We start from the raw sequence: 18,392 nt of genomic DNA, 5'->3' as shown, positions 1-18,392 counted from the left end.
TTTCCGTTTATCAGTGAGGCTGGTGAATTTTGCCGAGGGGTTAAACCTTGGCGCTAACCTCACTCCGATTAACCAACGCCTCAATCGCCCCACTCAAACTCGCCGCTTTCTCACCAATCAACAAATGCCAGACCCCACCCTCCAACGGGCTGACACCCTGGCACCCCAGCTCTTTCAACTGAGCCTCGGACAACGCTTTACCATCGACCAGTTGCAGGCGAATGCGGGTCAGGGCGATGCAGTCCAGCTGCAGCACATTCTCGCTACCGCCCAACGCCGTCAGCCATTGCTGGGCTTCCGGTGCAGCGACCAATGCAGCTTTCGATTCCTCCACCACCACCGCAGGCGCAGCCACCAACGCATGCCCCAGCGCCGGCATGGCGAGGCGGATTTCGTCGGCGATGCTGTCGGCCAATGGCCCCACAACAACCTGCAAACTGCCGCCCTTGCCTGGGCGTACCACGGCCATCGCACCCAGTGCCTTCAAGTCAGCGTCGGAAGCCTTGTTGCGATCAACCATTTCCAGACGCAACCGGGTAGTGCAGGCACCGACAGTCACCAGATTCTCCGCACCGCCCAAGGCCTTGATGTACGCCGCCGCACGTTCGTTTTCCGTGAGCACCGACTTCTCGGTGGCGGCCACGTCCTCACGCCCCGGCGTCTTCAAATTGAAGCGACGAATGCAGAAATCAAACACCGCGTAATACACCACGGCGTAAGCCAGCCCGACCGGAATCACCAGCCAGCCATTGGTCGAGCGCCCCCAACCGAGCACCATGTCGATGAAGCCGCCGGAGAAGGTGAAACCGAGGTGGATGTTCAGCGCATTGGTGATCGCCATCGACAGGCCGGTCAGCAGCGCATGCAGCAAATACAGCAGCGGGGCGAGGAACATGAAGGCGAATTCAATCGGTTCGGTCACCCCGGTCAGGAATGATGTCAGCGCCATCGACAGGAAGATCCCGCCCATGACCTTGCGCCGCTCCGGCAGGGCGTTGCGGTACATCGCCAGACACGCGGCGGGCAGGCCGAAGATCATCATCGGGAACATGCCGGTCATGAACTGGCCGCCCTTCGGATCGCCGGCGAAGTAACGCGACAGGTCGCCGGTGACCAGAGCACCGGTGGTCGGGTCGGTGAAGTTGCCGAACACGAACCACGCCATGTTGTTGAGGATGTGGTGCAGACCGGTGACGATCAGCAAGCGGTTGAATACGCCGAAGACGAACGCACCGATGCTGCCGCTTTCCATCATCAAGGCGCCGAAGCTGTTGATGCCGTGCTGGATCGGCGGCCAGATATAGCCGAACACCACGCCCAGCGCGACGGCGGCGAAACCGGTGACGATTGGCACGAAGCGCCGGCCGCCGAAGAACGCCAGATACTCCGGCAGCTTGATGTCCTTGAAGCGGTTGTACAGTGCGCCGGCCATCAGGCCGCTGACGATCCCGGCGAGCATGCCCATGTTGATGCTCGGGTCGAGCACCTTGAGCGTGGAGATCATCACCAGATAACCGATCACCCCGGCCAGGCCGGCGGTGCCGTTGTTGTCCTTGGCGAACCCGACGGCGATGCCGATGGCGAAGATCATCGCCAGGTTGGCGAAGATCACTTGCCCGGCATCGTGAATGATCGCGATGTTCAACAGGTCGGTGTCACCCAGACGCAGCAGCAGGCCGGCGATCGGCAGGATCGCGATCGGCAGCATCAGCGCGCGGCCGAGGCGTTGCAGGCCTTCGATGAAGAGTTGGTACATGGTGGTTCTCCCTGCTCGTTATAGAGAGCTTGTTGTTAGTGCAGAGGCCAATGCTGGTGGCAGGCGTGACGTACCGCAGCGGCGCTGTTAAGTTTCAACAGGTCGAGGCTGAGGCGTTGGCATTCGGCCTCGTGCAACTGGCGCACGCGATCCTTGATTTCACCGATCTGTACCGGGCTCACCGACAGCTCGGTCACGCCGAGGCCGATCAGCACCGGGGTTGCCAGCGGATCGGAAGCGAGGGCACCGCACACGCCGACCCAGCGCTTGTGCACCGCTGCACCTGCGCAGGTCATGGCGATCAGCCGCAGCAGCGCCGGGTGTAGCGCATCGACCCGAGCGGCCAAACCTGCGTGGTCGCGGTCCATGGCCAGGGTGTACTGCGACAGGTCGTTGGTGCCGATCGACAGGAAGTCGGCGTGCTCGGCCAGTTGTTCGGCCTGCAATGCAGCGGCGGGGACTTCGATCATCACGCCGATTTCCGGGCGCTGATTAATGCCCAACTCCAGGCACAGCGCATCAACCCGTTGGCGGATGTGCAGCAGTTCGTCGACTTCGGTGACCATCGGCAACAGGATCCGACAACGGCGTAGCGGGCTGACTTGCAGCAGTGCGCGCAGTTGCTGATCGAGGATTTCCGGGCGGGCCTGAGCCAGACGAATGCCGCGCAGGCCCAGCACCGGGTTGGCTTCGGCGGGCAGCGGCAGGTAGTCGAGTTGCTTGTCGCCACCGACGTCGATGGTGCGGATGATCACCGAGTGATCGCCCATGGCATCGAGCACGGCTTGATAGGCGGCACGCTGCTCTTCGACGTCCGGCGCCGTTTGCCGGTCGACGAACAGGAACTCGGTACGCAGCAGGCCGACGCCATCGGCGCCGTTGGCAAAGGCGTCCGCCGCCTCATGGCTGGAGGCAACGTTGGCGACCACTTCGATGGCCACACCATTACGGGTTTCGGCGGGCAGATGCGCCTTGGCCTGTTGGGCATCGCGGCGTTGCTGACGGTCGATTTGCGCCTGCTGCACTTCGGCCAGGCGTTCGGCGTTCGGTGTCAGTTCGAGGCGGCCGCCATCGGCATCCAGCACCACCGACTGACCTTGTGGCTGTTCGAGCAAAGCGGCGCTCAACGCCACCAGGCACGGCAGACCTTTGCCGCGCGCCAGAATCGCCACGTGCGACGTCGCGCCGCCCTCGGCCATGCACAACCCGGCGACACCTTGCGCGCTGAGTTGCAGCAGATCCGACGGCGTCAGTTCATGGGCCGCGACGATGGCGCCGGCCGGCACGTCGTAATGCCAGGCTTCACCGAGCAGGGCGCGCAGCACCCGTTGCTTGAGGTCGCGCAGGTCGTTGGCGCGTTCGGCCAGCAGCGCACTACCGGTGTGTTGCAGCACTTCGCACTGCACGTCGATCGACTGGCTCCACGCGTGGGTCGCCGCTGTGCCTTGGTCGATGGAGTGCTGTGCGGCGTCGAGCAGGGCCGGGTCTTCGAGCAGTGCCAGGTGTGCGGCGAAGATCGCTTCTTCGTCGCTGTTCCGGTGCTTTTTCGCTTGGGCGAGGGTGGCGTTGATTTCGCCGCGAACCTGATTCAGCGCGGCTTCAAGTTTCTGCAGTTGCTCAAGCGGAGCATGATTGCCCGCATCTGCCGGCAGGCTGATCGCGTTCAGACGAAACAGCGGCCCGCCGACCAGTCCCGGTGCGGCGCACACCCCTTGCAGCACGCCAGCTTCGGCCGGGCGTTTTTGCGGTGCGGCACGGACCGGAGCAGCGGCGTGATGATCGTCGGGCAGGGCGGTCGCCAACGCATTGAGCAGGGCCTGCAGCGCGGCTTCGGCGTCCGGTCCCTGGCAGCTGACCTGCACTTGATCCTGTTCGCCGATGGCCAGACCCATCAGCCCGATCAGGCTGTTGCACGGCGCCGATTTGCCGGCGAAGTGCAGGTGCGACTGGCTCTTGAAGCCTTGTGCGGTCTGGCGAATCAGCGCGGCCGGGCGCGCATGCAAGCCGCCGCGATGAGCGACCAATACCTGACCCTGAACCTCTGGGCCACCAACCGCTTCGGCAGTCGCCCCAGAGCTGCTGCGCGCAACGATGTGCAATAACGGCTCGCCGACTTTCACCGCTTTGAGCGTGATCGGGCGCACCTGGAAGTCCTGGCTGTTGGTCAAGATCAACAGGCTGACCAGGCTTTTGCATTGCTGGCCGACCTTGTCCAGGTCGTAGCGCAACAACGGCTGGCCGTTGCTGACCCGGGTGCCTTGCTTGACCAGCATCGAGAAGCCTTCACCGTTCAGTTCAACGGTGTCCAGGCCCAGATGCAGGAGGATTTCCGCGCCGTTGTCGGCGCGCACGGTCAGCGCGTGCCCGGTGCGGGCGACATGGATGATCTCCCCGGCGCAGGGCGAGTACAGGGTGTCATTCAGCGGGTCGATGGCGATGCCGTCACCCATCGCGCCGCTGGCGAACACCGCGTCCGGGACTTTGGCGAGCGTGAGCACCGGGCCGCTGAGCGGGGCGCTGAGGGTCAGCTCTTTATTGTTGTTGTGCATGGCTCGGTCTCATCAGTAATTTCGCTGTCCCCGGTAGGAGCTGCCGAAGGCTGCGATCTTTTGATCCTGTTTTTTTAGCGTCAAAATCAAAAGATCGCAGCCTGTGGCAGCGCCTACAGAGGTTTGCATCAATCAACGGTTTCGCGTCCGTCGACAGGGTTGTGCATCGTTCAGCAGTGGTTAGTGCGTACGGGTCACTTTGCTCAGGTGGCGCGGCTGATCCGGGTCCATACCGCGGGCCACGGCTAAACCTGCGGCCATCACGTAGAAACTCTGGATCGCCAGGATCGGATCAAGGGCCGGGTGTTCGGCGCGACTCAGGGTCAGGTCGCGTTCGAGGATGTCGTCCGGCGCGGCCAGCAGCACGCGGGCGCCGCGTTGCCGCATCTCCGCCGCAAGGCTGATCAGACCGGCCTGCTCGGCACCGCGTGGGGCGAACACCAGCAGCGGGTAGTGCTCGTCGATCAGCGCCATCGGGCCGTGACGGACTTCGGCACTGCTGAACGCTTCGGCCTGAATGGCCGAGGTTTCCTTGAATTTCAGCGCGGCTTCCTGAGCGATGGCAAAACCGGCGCCACGACCAATGACCATCAGGCGTTCGCAATCGCGCAGCGCTTCGATGGCCACGCTCCAGTCCTGTTTCGCTGCTTCGCGCAGGCCTTCGGGCAGGGCGTTGTGCGCTTCCAGCAGTTCGCTGTCTTCTTTCCAGTGCGCGATCAGGCGGGCGCTGGCGCTGAGGGTGGCGATGAAACTCTTGGTCGCGGCGACGCTGCTTTCGGTGCCGGCGAGCAGTGGCAGGCTGAATTCGCAGGCCGCTTCCAGTGGTGAATCGGCGGCGTTGACCATCGACACACTCAGCGCGCCACGCTTGCGCAACAGGCGCAGGCTGTTGACCAGATCCGGACTTTGCCCCGATTGCGAGAACGCGAACGCGACTTGACCGCTGACCTTCAACGGCGCCTGCTGCATGGTCACCACCGACATCGGCAACGACGCCACCGGCACCCCCAGTTGCTGCATGGTCAGGTAGGCGAAGTAGCTCGCCGCGTGGTCGGAACTGCCGCGCGCGACGGTCATCGCCACTTGCGGCGGCTGCCGGCGCAGACGCCCGGCGATCTCGATCATTTGCGGGTCGAGCTGTTGCAGTTGGGCTTGCACGGCCTCGAACGAGGACAGCGCCTCTTCAAGCATTTTTGAAGTCAATGTCTTCTCCTTCGACCATGACGGCGGTCAGTGTGAGTGAGCGATCCAGCCGCACGCAGTCGGCCCAGGCCCCCGGTTGCAGGCGCCCGCGTTCAGTGATGCCGAGGTAGTCGGCGGGAAATTGCGACAGACGCTGCGAGGCCTCGGCGATCGGCAATCCGATCTTCACCAGGTTGCGCAGGGCTTGATCCATGGTCAGGGTGCTGCCGGCCAACGTGCCGTCGGGCAGGCGCACGCCGCCCAGGCATTTGGTCACGGTGTGGCTGCCGAGCTTGTATTCACCGTCGGGCATGCCGGCGGCGGCAGTCGAATCGGTGACGCAGTACAGGCACGGGATCGAACGCAGGGCCACGCGGATCGCACCGGGATGCACGTGCAGCAAGTCCGGGATCAGCTCGGCGAATTTGGCATGGGCCAATGCGGCGCCGACGATCCCCGGCTCGCGGTGATGCAGCGGGCTCATGGCGTTGTACAAATGGGTGAAGCTGGTGGCGCCGGCATCCAGGGCGGCGACGCCTTCCTCGTAGCTGCCGAGGGTGTGGCCGATCTGCATGCGGATGCCGCGGCTGCTCAGTTCACGAATCAACCCGTCGTGGCCGGCGATTTCCGGGGCGATGGTGATCACCCGGATCGGCGCCAGCGCGAGGTATTGCTCGACCTCGGCCATCAACGCGGTATGGGCGAAATTCGGTTGCGCGCCGAGTTTGCCGGGGTTGATGTACGGGCCTTCCAGATGCACACCAAGGACGCGGGCGGCACCTTGCGGACGCTGTTCGCAGAACTCGCCGACCTCTTTCAGCACGCTGGAGATCTCGGCACTCGGCGCGGTCATGGTGGTGGCCAGCAGCGAGGTGGTGCCGAATCGCACGTGGGTTTTGGTGATGGTTTCGAAGGCGCTGGCGCCTTCCATGATGTCTTTGCCACCACCGCCGTGGACGTGCAGATCGATGAAACCCGGCAGCAGGTAGGGCAGGTCATTGTCGGCCGGATCGCAGGGCACGCCTTCGATCGACACGACTTTGCCGTGTTCGTGGATCAGCCGGCCGCGAACCCAGCCGCTGGCGGTAAGGATGTTGTCTTCGGACATTTCGCTTCTCTCGTTTGGCCTGGCTGCTGATCAGCGGCGAAGCTCTGCAACAAAGTCGTAGTAGTCGTTGCGGCAATAGGTGTCGGTGACTTCGATCGGCGTGTTGTCTTCCAGGTAGCCGACCCGGGTCATCAGCAGCATGGCGGTGCCGGGGGCGATGCCGACCAGCGCGGCGAACTCGTCCGAGGCGTTGATTGCCTGGATGTGCTGCAGGGCGCGGACGATCGGTTTGCCGATGCCGTCGAGGTATTCGTAGAGCGAATCGCCGACCAGGTGCGGTTTGGGCATGATCGAGGCGGGCAGGGTGCTCATCTCGATGGCCATCACCGTGTCGTCGGCCTTGCGCAGGCGTTTCATGCGCGCGACCTTGTCGTTCGGCGACAGGCTCAGGCGGATCAGTTCTTCGTGAGTCGGCAGGGTGATTTCGCGTTCCAGCCACTGCGAGCTGGGGACGAAACCCTTGAGGCGGAGCATTTCGCTGAAGCCCGAAAGGCGTGACAGCGGTTGTTCCAGACGTGGCGTGATGAACGTGCCGGAACCTTGCAAACGGCGGATCAGACCTTGATCGAGCAGCACTTCCAGCGCCTTGCGCGCGGTGACCCGGGAGATACCCAATTGCTCGCTGAGGTTGCGCTCGGACGGCATCGCCTGCTCGGCCTTCCACTGCCCGGAATGGATCGCCGATTCCAGATTGCGCGCCAGCTGCAGGTACAGCGGCGTCGGCTGGGAGTCATCTGGGCGTAGGGCCTGGAGGTCGTTCATGTAGGTCATTTCCGACGCGAGTATAGGATTGTTGTGGCTCGCTTGTGGGGCGGAAATTAATACCACTTGAATACCATGTCAACGCGGGGAATCGAGCTGTGGCCCAATGAAATGGCGGGTTTCAAGTGTGATGTATTGAAGTGGTATTAGTGGTTGGCTGTAAAAAACAAAAGATCGCAGCCTGCGGCAGCTCCTACAGTGGGAAGTGGTATCAACCCTGTAGGCGCTGCCGCAGGCTGCGATCTTTTGATTTATTTTTTCGAGAGCGACCAAAGGTAGCGGTAGTGCTCATATCTGTGGCGAGGGAGCTTGCTCCCGCTGGGCTGCGAAGCGGCCCCAAACCCTATCTCCGCTAACTGTCTGACATACCGCGCGTTCAGCTTTTACGACTGCTGCGCAGCCGAGCGGGACGGTGCGTCGATTCGACAAGCTCCCTCGCCACAGGTTTTCGGTCAGCCTAAGGGCGAATCTCGATCATCGTCCCGTCCGGCACCAGACCCCAGACTTCACGCATGTCCATGTTGCGCATGGCGATGCAGCCGTCGGTCCAGTCCAGGGTGTGGAACAGGTCTTCCGGGGTTTCTTCCGAATCCGGGGTGCCGTGGATCATGATCATCCCGCCAGGCTCGACGCCTTCGCGGCGGGCGCGGGCCGAATCGCTGATGTTCGGGTAGGAGATGTGCATCGCCAGGTTGAATTTTTCACTGACCTTGCGCCAGTCGATCCAGTAGAAACCTTCCGGGGTGCGTTTGTCGCCTTCAATCAGTTTCGGCCCCTTTTTCGCACCCTTGCCCAGCGAGATGCGATAGGTCTTGATCGGTTTGCCGTCGGCAATCAGCTGCAGTTGATGCGCCGATTTGAGCACCAGGATTTTTTCGATCATCGGGGTATTCGACGGCGTCACGGTGGTCACGAAGGAGGCTTGTGAGACCGTGACGAACGACAGGCAAAGCAGGGCAAGCAACCAGCGCATTGAAACGATTCCCCAAGAGTGACGCAATGTTAAGTGTAGGAGCTGCCGCAGGCTGCGATCTTTCGATCTTTGATTTTTTTGAGTCAGCTGATGGCAGGCTGGACCAACGGCGGAATCGATTCCGAACGAACCGGATACGCCTCGACCCGTCGATCCGCGAAGAAGCATTCTAAGGTACGCCCCACGGTGCGGAAAGCCAGCTCGTCCCACGGGATGTCGGCTTCGTCGAATAGTTGCACTTCAAGGCTCTCGGGGCCGGCGGCAAAGTCCAGATCCGCCAGTTCGGCGCGAAAGAACACGTGCACCTGACTGATGTGCGGCACATCGATCAGCGTATAGATGCTCAGATTGCGCACTCGGGCGCAGGCTTCCTCCGCGGTTTCGCGGATGGCGGCCTGCTCGATGGTCTCGCCGTTTTCCATGAAACCGGCAGGCAGCGTCCAGTAACCGAGGCGTGGCTCGATGGCACGGCGGCAGAGCAACACTTGGCTGCCCCAGGTCGCGACGCAACCGGCGACGATATTGGGGTTTTGATAGTGAATGGTCTGACAGCTGTCGCAGACAAATCGCAGCCGCGAGTCGCCTTCGGGAATGCGCTGGGTCACCGGGTTGCCGCACTGGCTGCAAAATTTCATGCTGGGGTTCCTGAATGCTGCGCCTATCTTGGCGTGCAGCGGTGCCGGTCGGCAAGTTGTCGTTTCGCGACATGGCCCGGCGAGGGGCTTGGGCGGCTGCAATGATTGGTGCATGATGCAGGGTAAGGCACAGATCGAGAACACTCATGCTGGACGAGCTACTGCATAGGGTAAGCAACCACACACCGCGCACGCTGGAGACTGATAAACGTTTCCCCGAGGCCGCTGTTCTGGTGCCGATCACCCGCAGTGACGAACCCGAGCTGGTGCTGACCCTGCGCGCCAGCGGCCTCTCGACCCATGGCGGCGAGGTGGCCTTCCCCGGTGGGCGCCGCGATCCCGAGGACCCTGACCTGATCTTCACCGCCCTGCGCGAAGCCGAGGAAGAAATCGGCCTGCCACCGGGGCTGGTCGAGGTCATCGGCCCGCTCAGCCCGCTGATCTCCCTGCACGGCATCAAGGTTACGCCGTATGTCGGGGTGATCCCCGACTTCGTCGAATACCAGGCCAACGATGCTGAGATCGCTGCGGTATTCAACGTGCCGCTGGAGTTCTTCCGTAAAGACCCGCGTGAACACACGCATCGCATCGACTATCAAGGCCGTAGCTGGTACGTGCCGAGTTATCGCTACGGCGAATTCAAGATCTGGGGTTTGACCGCTATCATGATTGTCGAGCTGATCAATCTGCTCTATGACGAACAGATCAGCCTGCATCACCCACCCAAAAGCTATATCAATACCTGAAGCCATCGCTCGAATGGCCCGTCACGTGAGCCCTGAGGAAAACAAGATGAAATACCGCCTGGGCGACGCCCGCGTCGAAACCCACCCACAGAGCTGGGTCGCGCCCAATGCCGTGCTGGTGGGCAAGGTCAGACTGGAAGAAGGCGCCAACGTCTGGTTCAACGCCGTGCTGCGCGGCGACAACGAACTGATCCTGATCGGCAAGAACAGCAACGTTCAGGACGGCACGGTGATGCACACCGACATGGGCTATCCGCTGACCATCGGCACTGGCGTGACCATCGGCCACAACGCCATGCTCCACGGCTGCACGGTCGGCGATTACAGCCTGATCGGCATCAACGCGGTGATCCTCAACGGCGCGAAAATCGGCAAGAACTGCATCATCGGCGCCAATTCGCTGATTGGCGAAGGCAAGGAAATCCCCGATGGCTCGCTGGTGATGGGCTCGCCGGGCAAGGTCGTGCGTGAGCTGACCGAGCCGCAGAAGAAGATGCTCGAAGCCAGCGCCGCGCACTATGTGCATAACTCGCAGCGCTATGCGCGAGATCTGATCGAGCAGGAAGAATGAGTACTCCCGAAAGACCGGTTGCCTCGCCGTGTGTGAATATCTGCGCACTGGATGAAGACGATATTTGTACCGGTTGCCAGCGCACGGTCGCGGAGATCACGCGCTGGGGGCGGATGACCAACGATGAGCGGCGGGTGGTGCTGGGGTTGTGTCATGAACGGGCGAAGGCCAGTGGGTTGGTGTGGATGATCCCTTCGAAATCGTGATCGGCTTGAGGGTGCCCTCACCCTAACCCTCTCCCGGAGGGAGAGGGAACTGACCGGGTTGATAGTTCAAGCTACATCGACCTGAACTATTGAGACGAACTCAATTTTTGAAAAGCCCCCCAATCGGCTCCCGGGGAGAGGGCTGGGGTGAGGGGGTGGCTCTTGATCTGCGGGTCCAGTAACCTGTGCGCCAATCTGACAGGTCGCCACCATGATTTTCCTCATCGCCTACATCAGCAGCGTCGTGCTGATCAACTTCGCTTTCTCCACCGCACCGCACCTGGACATCATCTGGTCGGCCTGGGGCGGGTTGGTGTTCGTGTTGCGCGACATGGTGCAAACCCGTTTCGGTCACGGTGCACTGGTGGCGATGCTGGCGGCGCTGGTGCTGTCTTACGTCACATCCGATCCGTCCATCGCGTTGGCCAGCGCCACGGCGTTCGCGGTGTCGGAAATCATCGACTGGCTGGTGTTCAGCGTCACCAAACGGCCGTTGCGCGACCGCCTGTGGATCAGTTCGGCGCTGAGCATTCCCCTCGATACTTTTATCTTTTTCGGCATGATCGACCTGATGACGCCGCCGGTGATCATCACCGCACTGGTCTCGAAGTTTGCCGGCGTCACTGCCGTCTGGCTGATCATGGCCTGGCGCGAGCGCAAACAGGCTGTCGCGAGCTGAGCCAAACCCTGCGGTTCATGTAAAATGCCGCGCTTTCTCCCCATGGAAAGCGCGTCTGGCGTTGCTTTCCTCGATGATCCGCTTCTTTGAGGACCTGAGATGACCCGTATCGGAACTCCATTGTCGCCAACCGCGACCCGCGTATTGCTGTGTGGCTGTGGTGAGTTGGGCAAGGAAGTGGTGATCGAGCTGCAACGCCTGGGCGTTGAAGTGATTGCCGTTGACCGTTACGCCAACGCGCCGGCCATGCAGGTTGCGCACCGCAGCCACGTGATCAACATGCTCGACGGCGCCGCGCTGCGTGCAGTCATCGAAGCTGAGAAACCGCACTTCATCGTGCCGGAAATCGAAGCCATCGCCACCGCCACGCTGGTCGAGCTGGAAGCCGAAGGCTTCACCGTGATCCCGACCGCCCGCGCCGCGCAACTGACCATGAACCGCGAAGGCATCCGCCGTCTGGCCGCTGAAGAGCTGGACCTGCCAACCTCGCCGTACCACTTTGCCGACACCTTCGAGGACTACAGCAAAGCCGTTCAGGACCTGGGCTTCCCGTGCGTGGTCAAACCGGTCATGAGCTCGTCGGGCAAAGGCCAGAGCCTGCTGCGCAGCGCCGATGATGTGCAGAAAGCCTGGGATTACGCGCAAGAGGGCGGTCGCGCCGGCAAAGGTCGGGTGATCATCGAAGGCTTCATCGATTTCGACTACGAAATCACCTTGCTGACCGTGCGCCACATCGGCGGCACCACGTTCTGCGCACCGGTCGGCCACCGTCAGGAGAAGGGCGACTATCAGGAATCCTGGCAGCCGCAGGCCATGAGCCCGATTGCTCTGGCTGAGTCCGAGCGCGTGGCCAAAGCCGTGACCGAGGCCTTGGGTGGTCGCGGGTTGTTCGGCGTCGAGCTGTTCATCAAGGGCGATCAGGTGTGGTTCAGCGAAGTCTCGCCGCGCCCGCATGACACCGGTCTGGTGACCCTGATTTCCCAGGACCTGTCGCAGTTTGCCCTGCACGCCCGCGCCATTCTCGGTCTGCCGGTGCCGCTGATCCGTCAGTTCGGTCCGTCGGCTTCGGCGGTGATTCTGGTGGAAGGGCAGTCGACCCAGACTGCGTTCGCCAACCTTGGTGCTGCGCTGAGCGAGCCGGATACGGCACTGCGTCTGTTCGGCAAGCCTGAAGTCAACGGTCAGCGCCGGATGGGCGTGGCGTTGGCGCGGGATGAGTCGATTGAGGCTGCGCGTGCCAAGGCGACCCGGGCGGCTCAGGCTGTTGTCGTAGAACTCTAAACCGAGTCGCGGCTATAGCAGGCAAGCCCGCTCCCACAGATTTTTTGGTTGTGTACAAAATTTGTGATCAACAGAGAACCCTGTGGGAGCGGGCTTGCCCGCGATAGCGATCTATCAGGCAACCTGATTCAGATCGTTATTGCGCGTTTCCTTCAGGCACAGCACCGCGATCAAGCTAAGCACCGCTGCCGCCGACACATACCCGCCGACATAACTCAAACCACCCATCGCCACCAGTTTCTGCGCGAAGAACGGAGCCGCCGAGGCGCCGACGATGCCACCGAGGTTGTAAGCGGCCGATGCGCCGGTATAACGCACGTGGGTCGGAAACAGTTCCGGCAGCAGCGCGCCCATCGGGGCAAACGTCACGCCCATCAAGAACAGCTCGATGCACAGAAACAGCGCCACGCCCCAGGTCGAGCCCTGTGTCAGCAACGGCTCCATCAGGAATCCGGACAGAATCGCCAGCACACCACCGACGATCAGCACCGGTTTGCGCCCGTAACGGTCGCTGGCCCAGGCGGACAACGGTGTTGCCGCGGCCATGAACAGCACGGCAAAACACAGCAGCCCAAGAAACGTCTCACGGCTGTAGCCGAGGGTGGAAACGCCATAGCTCAGGGAAAACACTGTCGAGATATAAAACAGCGCATAGCACACCACCATCGCCGCCGCGCCAAGCAGGGTGGGCGCCCAGTACTGGCTGAACAGCTCGACCAGCGGCACCTTCACTCGCTCCTGACGGGCGATGGCGTTGGCGAATACCGGGGTTTCGTGCAGTTTCAAGCGCACATACAGGCCGACCATCACCAGTGCCGCGCTGAGCAGAAACGGAATCCGCCAGCCCCAGCTGCGGAACTGCTCGTCGTTGAGGGTCATGGCCAGGGTCAGGAACAGGCCGTTGGCCGCGAGAAACCCAATCGACGGGCCAAGCTGCGGAAACATGCCGAACCACGCTCGTTTGCCCTTGGGCGCATTCTCCGTCGCCAGCAGCGCCGCGCCACCCCATTCGCCGCCCAGGCCCAGCCCCTGACCAAAGCGTAATACGCACAATAGAATCGGTGCCCAGGCGCCAATGCTGGCGTAACCCGGCAGCACGCCGATCAGCGTGGTGCACACGCCCATCAGCAAGAGCGAGGCGACCAGTGTCGACTTGCGCCCGATGCGGTCACCGAAATGGCCGAACAGCGCCGAACCCAGCGGGCGGGCGAGGAAGGCGATGCCGAAGGTGAGAAACGCCGAAAGCATCTGCGCGGTGCCGGACGTCTGCGGAAAGAACACCGGCCCGATAACCAGCGCGGCGGCCGTGGCGTAAACGTAGAAGTCGTAGAACTCGATGGCGGTGCCGATGAAACTCGCTGTCGCCACGCGGGTGGCGGAGTTGGTCGGCTGGGCAGGCGCGGTGGCGCTGTAAGCGGTACTGGTCGTCATGCGGTGATCCCTGACAGTCATGGCTCCGTTGGAGCGAATTATTATGGTCGAGCACCCAGGGATGTGGGATGAGGCGCGAGCGCTGTTTCGAGTAGGAACAGTCGCCGGGGTAGTGCGGAAAATGGCCGAAACCGCCTTAGTGCGGGGTAAGCACAGGGCTCGGCATCGCTTGGGTAAGCGGCTCGATTATAGGAAGGGGGCTAACGAATGAACAAGAGCAAAGATCGCTGCTGTCGGGCTTTTTGTGGCGAGGGAGCTTGCTCCCGCTCGGGCGCGCAGCGGCCGCATGAATCTGTGGGTAAATCAAAAGCCAGGGCTGCTTCGCAACCCAGCGGGAGCAAGCTCCCTCGCCACAAAAGCGCTTAAACCTTGGCGGGCACCGCGCTCGTATGCCAGATCAGCACCTTGCTCACCCGGTTGTCCTCGGTCTCGAGAATCTCCAGCCGATAACGCCCGATCTTCAAACACACCGCGCTGTCCGGAATGGTCTCCAGCGCCTCGGTCACCAGGCCGTTGAGGGTTTTCGGACCGTCGCTCGGCAAGTGCCAGCCCAGGCATTTGTTCAGCTCGCGGATCGACGCAGTGCCGTCGATCACCATGCGCCCGTCTGGCTGCGGATGGATGTGCGGGTTGTCGAGGCTGTGCTCGCTTTCGAATTCGCCGACGATTTCTTCGAGAATGTCTTCCAGGGTGACGATGCCCAGCACTTCGCCGTACTCGTCCACCACCATGCCCAAGCGGCGTTGCTGCTTGTGGAAATTCAGCAGTTGCAGTTGCAGCGGCGTGCTTTCCGGGACGAAGTACGGTTCGTAGCTGGCGGCCAGCAACGCTTCGCGGGTCAGTTGGCCATCGTTGAGCAGGTGGCGGATCTGCCGGGTGTTGAGCACCGCTTCGACCTGATTGATGTCGCTATGGAACACCGGCAGGCGTGTGCGTTTGTTCTGGCGCAGTTGTTCGATGATCGCTTCGATCGAGTCGTCGAGGTTGATGCCGTCGACATCGCTGCGCGGCACCAGAATGTCATTGACCGTGATGTTGTCCAGCGCATGGATTCCTGACACCGGGTGGGTGCGAGACGGGTGTTCCGGGTCGTCGTTCGGGTCGGCAGGTTCTTCGTCTTCGCTTTGCTGCACCACCTGGGCTTTGCGCGCGAAGGGACGCAGCAGCAGACCGCTGATGCGGCTCAGCAGCCAGGCCAGCGGGTAAAGGATCTTCAGCGGAACGGCCAGCAGGGTGTTGCCGAACGACAGCACTGCATCCGGATAGCGCTGGGCCACGGTGCGCGGAAAGTAGTCGGCAAACACCAGCAACACGGCACCGGCGCCGAGGCAGGCCGCCCACGGACCGTTTTCTTCGCAAAGGAAGATTGCCAGCAGTGTGGCAATGACCACCGCGAGGGCGCGGCACAGGGTGTTGCACAGGATCAGACTGTCGAGCGGGAAGCTCAGCTTCGCCAGCGGTTTATCGCTGGCGCGCGAGGCGGTGCGTTGCGCGAGCAAGTGCTGCTGCGCGATTTCGACGGCGGTAAACAGCCCCGACCATAAAATCAGCAGGACAAATACCGCGAGCATCGGCCCTATGGGCAAACCGTCCATTTATGCCGCCCGTCAGATGTGCAGGATGTATTCACGAACCAGTTTGCTGCCGAAATACGCCAACATCAGCAGGCAGAAACCGGCGAGGGTCCAGCGAATCGCCTTGTGACCGCGCCAGCCGAGGCGGTTGCGGCCCCACAGCAGCACGCTGAACACGATCCAGGCCAGGCACGCCAGCAGCGTCTTGTGCACCAGATGCTGGGCGAACAGGTTCTCGACGAACAGCCAGCCGGAGATCAGCGACAGCGACAGCAGCGTCCAGCCAGCCCAGAGGAAACCGAACAGCAGGCTTTCCATGGTTTGCAACGGCGGGAAGTTCTTGATCAGGCCCGACGGGTGCTTGTGCTTGAGCTGGTGATCCTGCACCAGCAGCAGCAAGGCCTGGAACACCGCGATGGTGAACATGCCGTAGGCGAGGATCGACAGCAGGATGTGGGCGAGGATGCCCGGCTCTTCGTCGATGATCTGTACCGTGCCGGCCGGGGCGAACTGCGCCAGCAGCACCGTCGCCGCGCCGAGCGGGAACAGCAGCACCAAGAGGTTTTCCACCGGGATCCGCGAGCAGGCCAGCAGTGTCAGGGCGATGACGGCCGCGGCGATCAGGCTGGCGGCGCTGAAGAAGTCCAGGCCCAGGCCGATCGGCGTCAGCAGGTGAGTGAGCAGGCTGGCGCTGTGGGCCAGCACGGCGAGGATGCCGAGCGTAACCAGCAGGCGCTTGTTCGCCTTGGCGCCGGAGGCCAGGCGGGTGCCCTGATAAAGGGTCGCAGCGGCATAAAGAAGCGCGGCGGCGATGGTAGTCAGCAAACTGGGTGACAAGGGGAGCATAAATCCTGTTAGGCAGGCCCGAAAGGCGCTGAGTTTGGCATAGAACCGCCACACCACGAAAGTGCGAGGTGTCCGCCCGACGCAGTCTTCGCTATAATCCGCGACCTGCCCACGCCGCAGGCTCGCCGAGCACATGTTGAATCCGGTCTGGGCCGCCATTATCCCGGTCTACACAGGGCCTGAAAGGATCGCGCAATGTTTGAAAACTTAACCGACCGTCTCTCGCAGACGCTGCGCCATGTCACCGGCAAGGCCAAGCTGACTGAAGACAATATCAAAGACACCCTGCGCGAAGTGCGCATGGCGTTGCTCGAAGCCGACGTCGCCCTGCCGGTGGTCAAGGACTTCGTCAATTCGGTCAAGGAGCGCGCTGTCGGCACCGAGGTGTCGCGCAGCCTGACGCCGGGCCAGGCCTTCGTGAAGATCGTCCAGGCCGAACTCGAAAGCCTGATGGGCGCGGCCAACGAAGACCTGAACCTGAGCGCCGTGCCGCCCGCCGTCATTCTGATGGCCGGTCTGCAGGGTGCCGGTAAAACCACCACCGCCGGCAAACTCGCGCGCTTCCTTAAAGAACGCAAGAAGAAGTCGGTGATGGTCGTGTCGGCGGACATCTACCGTCCGGCTGCGATCAAACAGCTGGAAACCCTGGCTAACGACATCGGCGTGACGTTCTTCCCGTCCGACCTGAGCCAGAAGCCGGTCGACATCGCCAACGCGGCTATTAAAGAAGCAAAACTGAAATTCATCGACGTGGTCATCGTCGACACCGCCGGTCGTCTGCACATCGATGAAGAGATGATGGGCGAGATCAAGGCGCTGCACGCCGCGATCAACCCGGTGGAAACCCTGTTCGTGGTCGACGCCATGACCGGTCAGGACGCCGCCAACACGGCCAAGGCCTTCGGTGATGCGCTGCCGCTGACCGGTGTGATCCTGACCAAGGTCGACGGCGATGCCCGTGGCGGTGCCGCACTGTCGGTCCGCGCGATCACCGGCAAGCCGATCAAGTTCATCGGTATGGGCGAGAAGAGCGAAGCGCTCGATCCGTTCCACCCTGAGCGTATCGCTTCGCGGATCCTCGGCATGGGCGACGTGCTCAGCCTGATCGAACAGGCTGAAGCGACCCTGGACAAGGACAAGGCCGACAAACTGGCCAAGAAGCTGAAGAAGGGCAAGGGCTTCGACCTCGAAGACTTCCGCGATCAGCTGCAACAGATGAAGAACATGGGCGGCCTCGGCGGGCTCATGGACAAACTGCCGAGCATCGGCGGCGTCAACCTGTCGCAAATGGGCAATGCCCAGAACGCGGCAGAAAAGCAATTCAAGCAGATGGAAGCCATCATCAACTCCATGACCCCGGCCGAGCGCCGCGACCCTGAGCTGATCAGCGGTTCGCGCAAACGCCGGATCGCCATGGGTTCCGGCACTCAGGTGCAGGACATCGGCCGCTTGATCAAGCAGCACAAGCAGATGCAGAAGATGATGAAGAAATTCACCGCCAAAGGCGGAATGGCGAAAATGATGCGCGGCATGGGCGGTATGTTGCCCGGCGGCGGCATGCCGAAAATGTAATACAGGACACTAAGACTTCGCCGGTCGTCGCACCGGCGCAGACCCCGCAAGGACGCGGGATCAACAGCAAACCCGCACTCGGCGGGAGCTGACTGGCCGTTTTCATCGACGGCTCTATATGCAAATCCGCACGGCATGCCATAGGCGCCGGAAAAAGTCATTTGCAAAAGTCCGGATATTCCTTAGAATATGCGGCCTTTCGGGCACCCATGCCCGCTGTGCATTTAGATTTGCAGCACCGACTACAGGAACGATGTTCACATGCTAACAATCCGTCTTGCCCTTGGCGGCTCCAAAAAGCGCCCGTTTTACCACCTGACCGTAACCGACTCGCGTAACCCGCGTGACGGCTCCCACAAAGAACAGGTTGGCTTCTTCAACCCTGTTGCCCGTGGTCAGGAAATCCGTCTGTCCGTGAACCAAGAGCGCGTAGCCTACTGGCTGAGCGTTGGTGCACAGCCTTCTGAGCGTGTTGCTCAGTTGCTGAAGGAATCTGCCAAGGCTGCAGCCTGAGCAGTATG

Annotated in this window: 17 protein-coding genes; 7 read left to right on the top strand and 10 right to left on the bottom strand. The window is 62.0% G+C overall.

Translation table 11 applies throughout. The annotated features are described in order from the left end of the window. Positions 1–40: 40 nt before the first annotated feature. The 7 genes from nagE to ACIP8I_RS11050 all read right to left on the bottom strand — a co-directional run bounded on the left by nagE (position 41) and on the right by ACIP8I_RS11050 (position 8,965). Positions 41–1,756 carry an N-acetylglucosamine-specific PTS transporter subunit IIBC gene (gene nagE, locus ACIP8I_RS11080; protein WP_400760978.1) on the bottom strand — a complete coding sequence of 572 codons (1,716 nt, stop codon included), beginning with the start codon at positions 1,754–1,756 and terminating at the stop codon, positions 41–43. Between the two features lie 35 nt (positions 1,757–1,791). Then, the gene (ptsP, locus tag ACIP8I_RS11075) at positions 1,792–4,305 is read right to left on the bottom strand and encodes a phosphoenolpyruvate--protein phosphotransferase (RefSeq protein WP_400760977.1); all 2,514 of its coding nucleotides are present in this window, start codon (positions 4,303–4,305) and stop codon (positions 1,792–1,794) included. Positions 4,306–4,485: 180 nt separating this feature from the next. Further along, the gene (locus ACIP8I_RS11070) at positions 4,486–5,508 is read right to left on the bottom strand and encodes an SIS domain-containing protein (protein ID WP_400760975.1); all 1,023 of its coding nucleotides are present in this window, start codon (positions 5,506–5,508) and stop codon (positions 4,486–4,488) included. Further along, positions 5,489–6,595 carry an N-acetylglucosamine-6-phosphate deacetylase gene (gene nagA / locus ACIP8I_RS11065; RefSeq protein ID WP_047292725.1) on the bottom strand — a complete coding sequence of 369 codons (1,107 nt, stop codon included), beginning with the start codon at positions 6,593–6,595 and terminating at the stop codon, positions 5,489–5,491. The genes ACIP8I_RS11070 and nagA overlap by 20 nt, the downstream gene beginning before the upstream one ends. 30 nt (positions 6,596–6,625) lie before the next feature. After that, positions 6,626–7,357 carry a GntR family transcriptional regulator gene (locus ACIP8I_RS11060; RefSeq protein ID WP_027610964.1) on the bottom strand — a complete coding sequence of 244 codons (732 nt, stop codon included), beginning with the start codon at positions 7,355–7,357 and terminating at the stop codon, positions 6,626–6,628. A 457-nt stretch (positions 7,358–7,814) separates the two neighbouring features. Next, positions 7,815–8,330 (bottom strand): murein L,D-transpeptidase family protein, encoded by a 516-nt coding sequence (locus ACIP8I_RS11055; protein ID WP_007967807.1) that lies wholly within the window; start codon positions 8,328–8,330, stop codon positions 7,815–7,817. A gap of 83 nt (positions 8,331–8,413) precedes the next feature. After that, a complete protein-coding gene (locus ACIP8I_RS11050) occupies positions 8,414–8,965 on the bottom strand; it encodes an NUDIX hydrolase (RefSeq protein ID WP_098967373.1) in 552 nt (183 codons plus the stop codon). A 146-nt stretch (positions 8,966–9,111) separates the two neighbouring features. Here ACIP8I_RS11050 and ACIP8I_RS11045 point away from each other — a divergent pair, with 146 nt between their 5' ends. From ACIP8I_RS11045 to purT, 5 genes are all read left to right on the top strand, one after another. Then, on the top strand, positions 9,112–9,711 hold the full coding sequence (locus tag ACIP8I_RS11045; protein ID WP_007967803.1) for a CoA pyrophosphatase: 600 nt from the start codon (positions 9,112–9,114) through the stop codon (positions 9,709–9,711). 46 nt (positions 9,712–9,757) lie between these two features. After that, positions 9,758–10,282: a gamma carbonic anhydrase family protein gene (locus ACIP8I_RS11040; protein ID WP_400760971.1), complete on the top strand. Its 525-nt coding sequence runs from the start codon at positions 9,758–9,760 to the stop codon at positions 10,280–10,282. Beyond that, entirely contained in the window at positions 10,279–10,488 is a 210-nt protein-coding gene (locus tag ACIP8I_RS11035; protein ID WP_400760969.1) for a DUF1289 domain-containing protein, read from the top strand. The genes ACIP8I_RS11040 and ACIP8I_RS11035 overlap by 4 nt, the downstream gene beginning before the upstream one ends. Before the next feature lie 211 nt (positions 10,489–10,699). Further along, positions 10,700–11,167 (top strand): VUT family protein, encoded by a 468-nt coding sequence (locus ACIP8I_RS11030; protein WP_007967799.1) that lies wholly within the window; start codon positions 10,700–10,702, stop codon positions 11,165–11,167. A 99-nt stretch (positions 11,168–11,266) separates the two neighbouring features. After that, positions 11,267–12,448 (top strand): formate-dependent phosphoribosylglycinamide formyltransferase, encoded by a 1,182-nt coding sequence (gene purT / locus ACIP8I_RS11025; RefSeq protein WP_003221968.1) that lies wholly within the window; start codon positions 11,267–11,269, stop codon positions 12,446–12,448. Between the two features lie 114 nt (positions 12,449–12,562). Here the strand turns inward: purT and ACIP8I_RS11020 are convergent, their stop codons facing one another. From ACIP8I_RS11020 to ACIP8I_RS11010, 3 genes are all read right to left on the bottom strand, one after another. Continuing rightward, positions 12,563–13,879, bottom strand: a complete 1,317-nt coding sequence (locus tag ACIP8I_RS11020) for an MFS transporter (RefSeq protein ID WP_400760965.1) — start codon at positions 13,877–13,879, stop codon at positions 12,563–12,565. Positions 13,880–14,241: 362 nt separating this feature from the next. Then, positions 14,242–15,474 carry a CNNM domain-containing protein gene (locus ACIP8I_RS11015; RefSeq protein WP_400760962.1) on the bottom strand — a complete coding sequence of 411 codons (1,233 nt, stop codon included), beginning with the start codon at positions 15,472–15,474 and terminating at the stop codon, positions 14,242–14,244. A 12-nt stretch (positions 15,475–15,486) separates the two neighbouring features. Next, a complete protein-coding gene (locus ACIP8I_RS11010; RefSeq protein WP_027610969.1) occupies positions 15,487–16,299 on the bottom strand; it encodes an inner membrane protein YpjD in 813 nt (270 codons plus the stop codon). Between the two features lie 195 nt (positions 16,300–16,494). Between ACIP8I_RS11010 and ffh the strand changes: the two genes are divergently transcribed. Continuing rightward, positions 16,495–17,871 (top strand): signal recognition particle protein, encoded by a 1,377-nt coding sequence (gene ffh, locus ACIP8I_RS11005; RefSeq protein WP_007967791.1) that lies wholly within the window; start codon positions 16,495–16,497, stop codon positions 17,869–17,871. A gap of 261 nt (positions 17,872–18,132) precedes the next feature. Further along, positions 18,133–18,384 (top strand): 30S ribosomal protein S16, encoded by a 252-nt coding sequence (rpsP, locus tag ACIP8I_RS11000; RefSeq protein WP_003185073.1) that lies wholly within the window; start codon positions 18,133–18,135, stop codon positions 18,382–18,384. Positions 18,385–18,392 lie beyond the last annotated feature (8 nt).

It is taken from the genome of Pseudomonas sp. NPDC088414 (genome assembly GCF_044753325.1).
GTDB lineage: Bacteria > Pseudomonadota > Gammaproteobacteria > Pseudomonadales > Pseudomonadaceae > Aquipseudomonas.
Note: the sequence above shows the minus strand (reverse complement) of the source record. Positions and strands in the feature narration are given on the sequence as shown.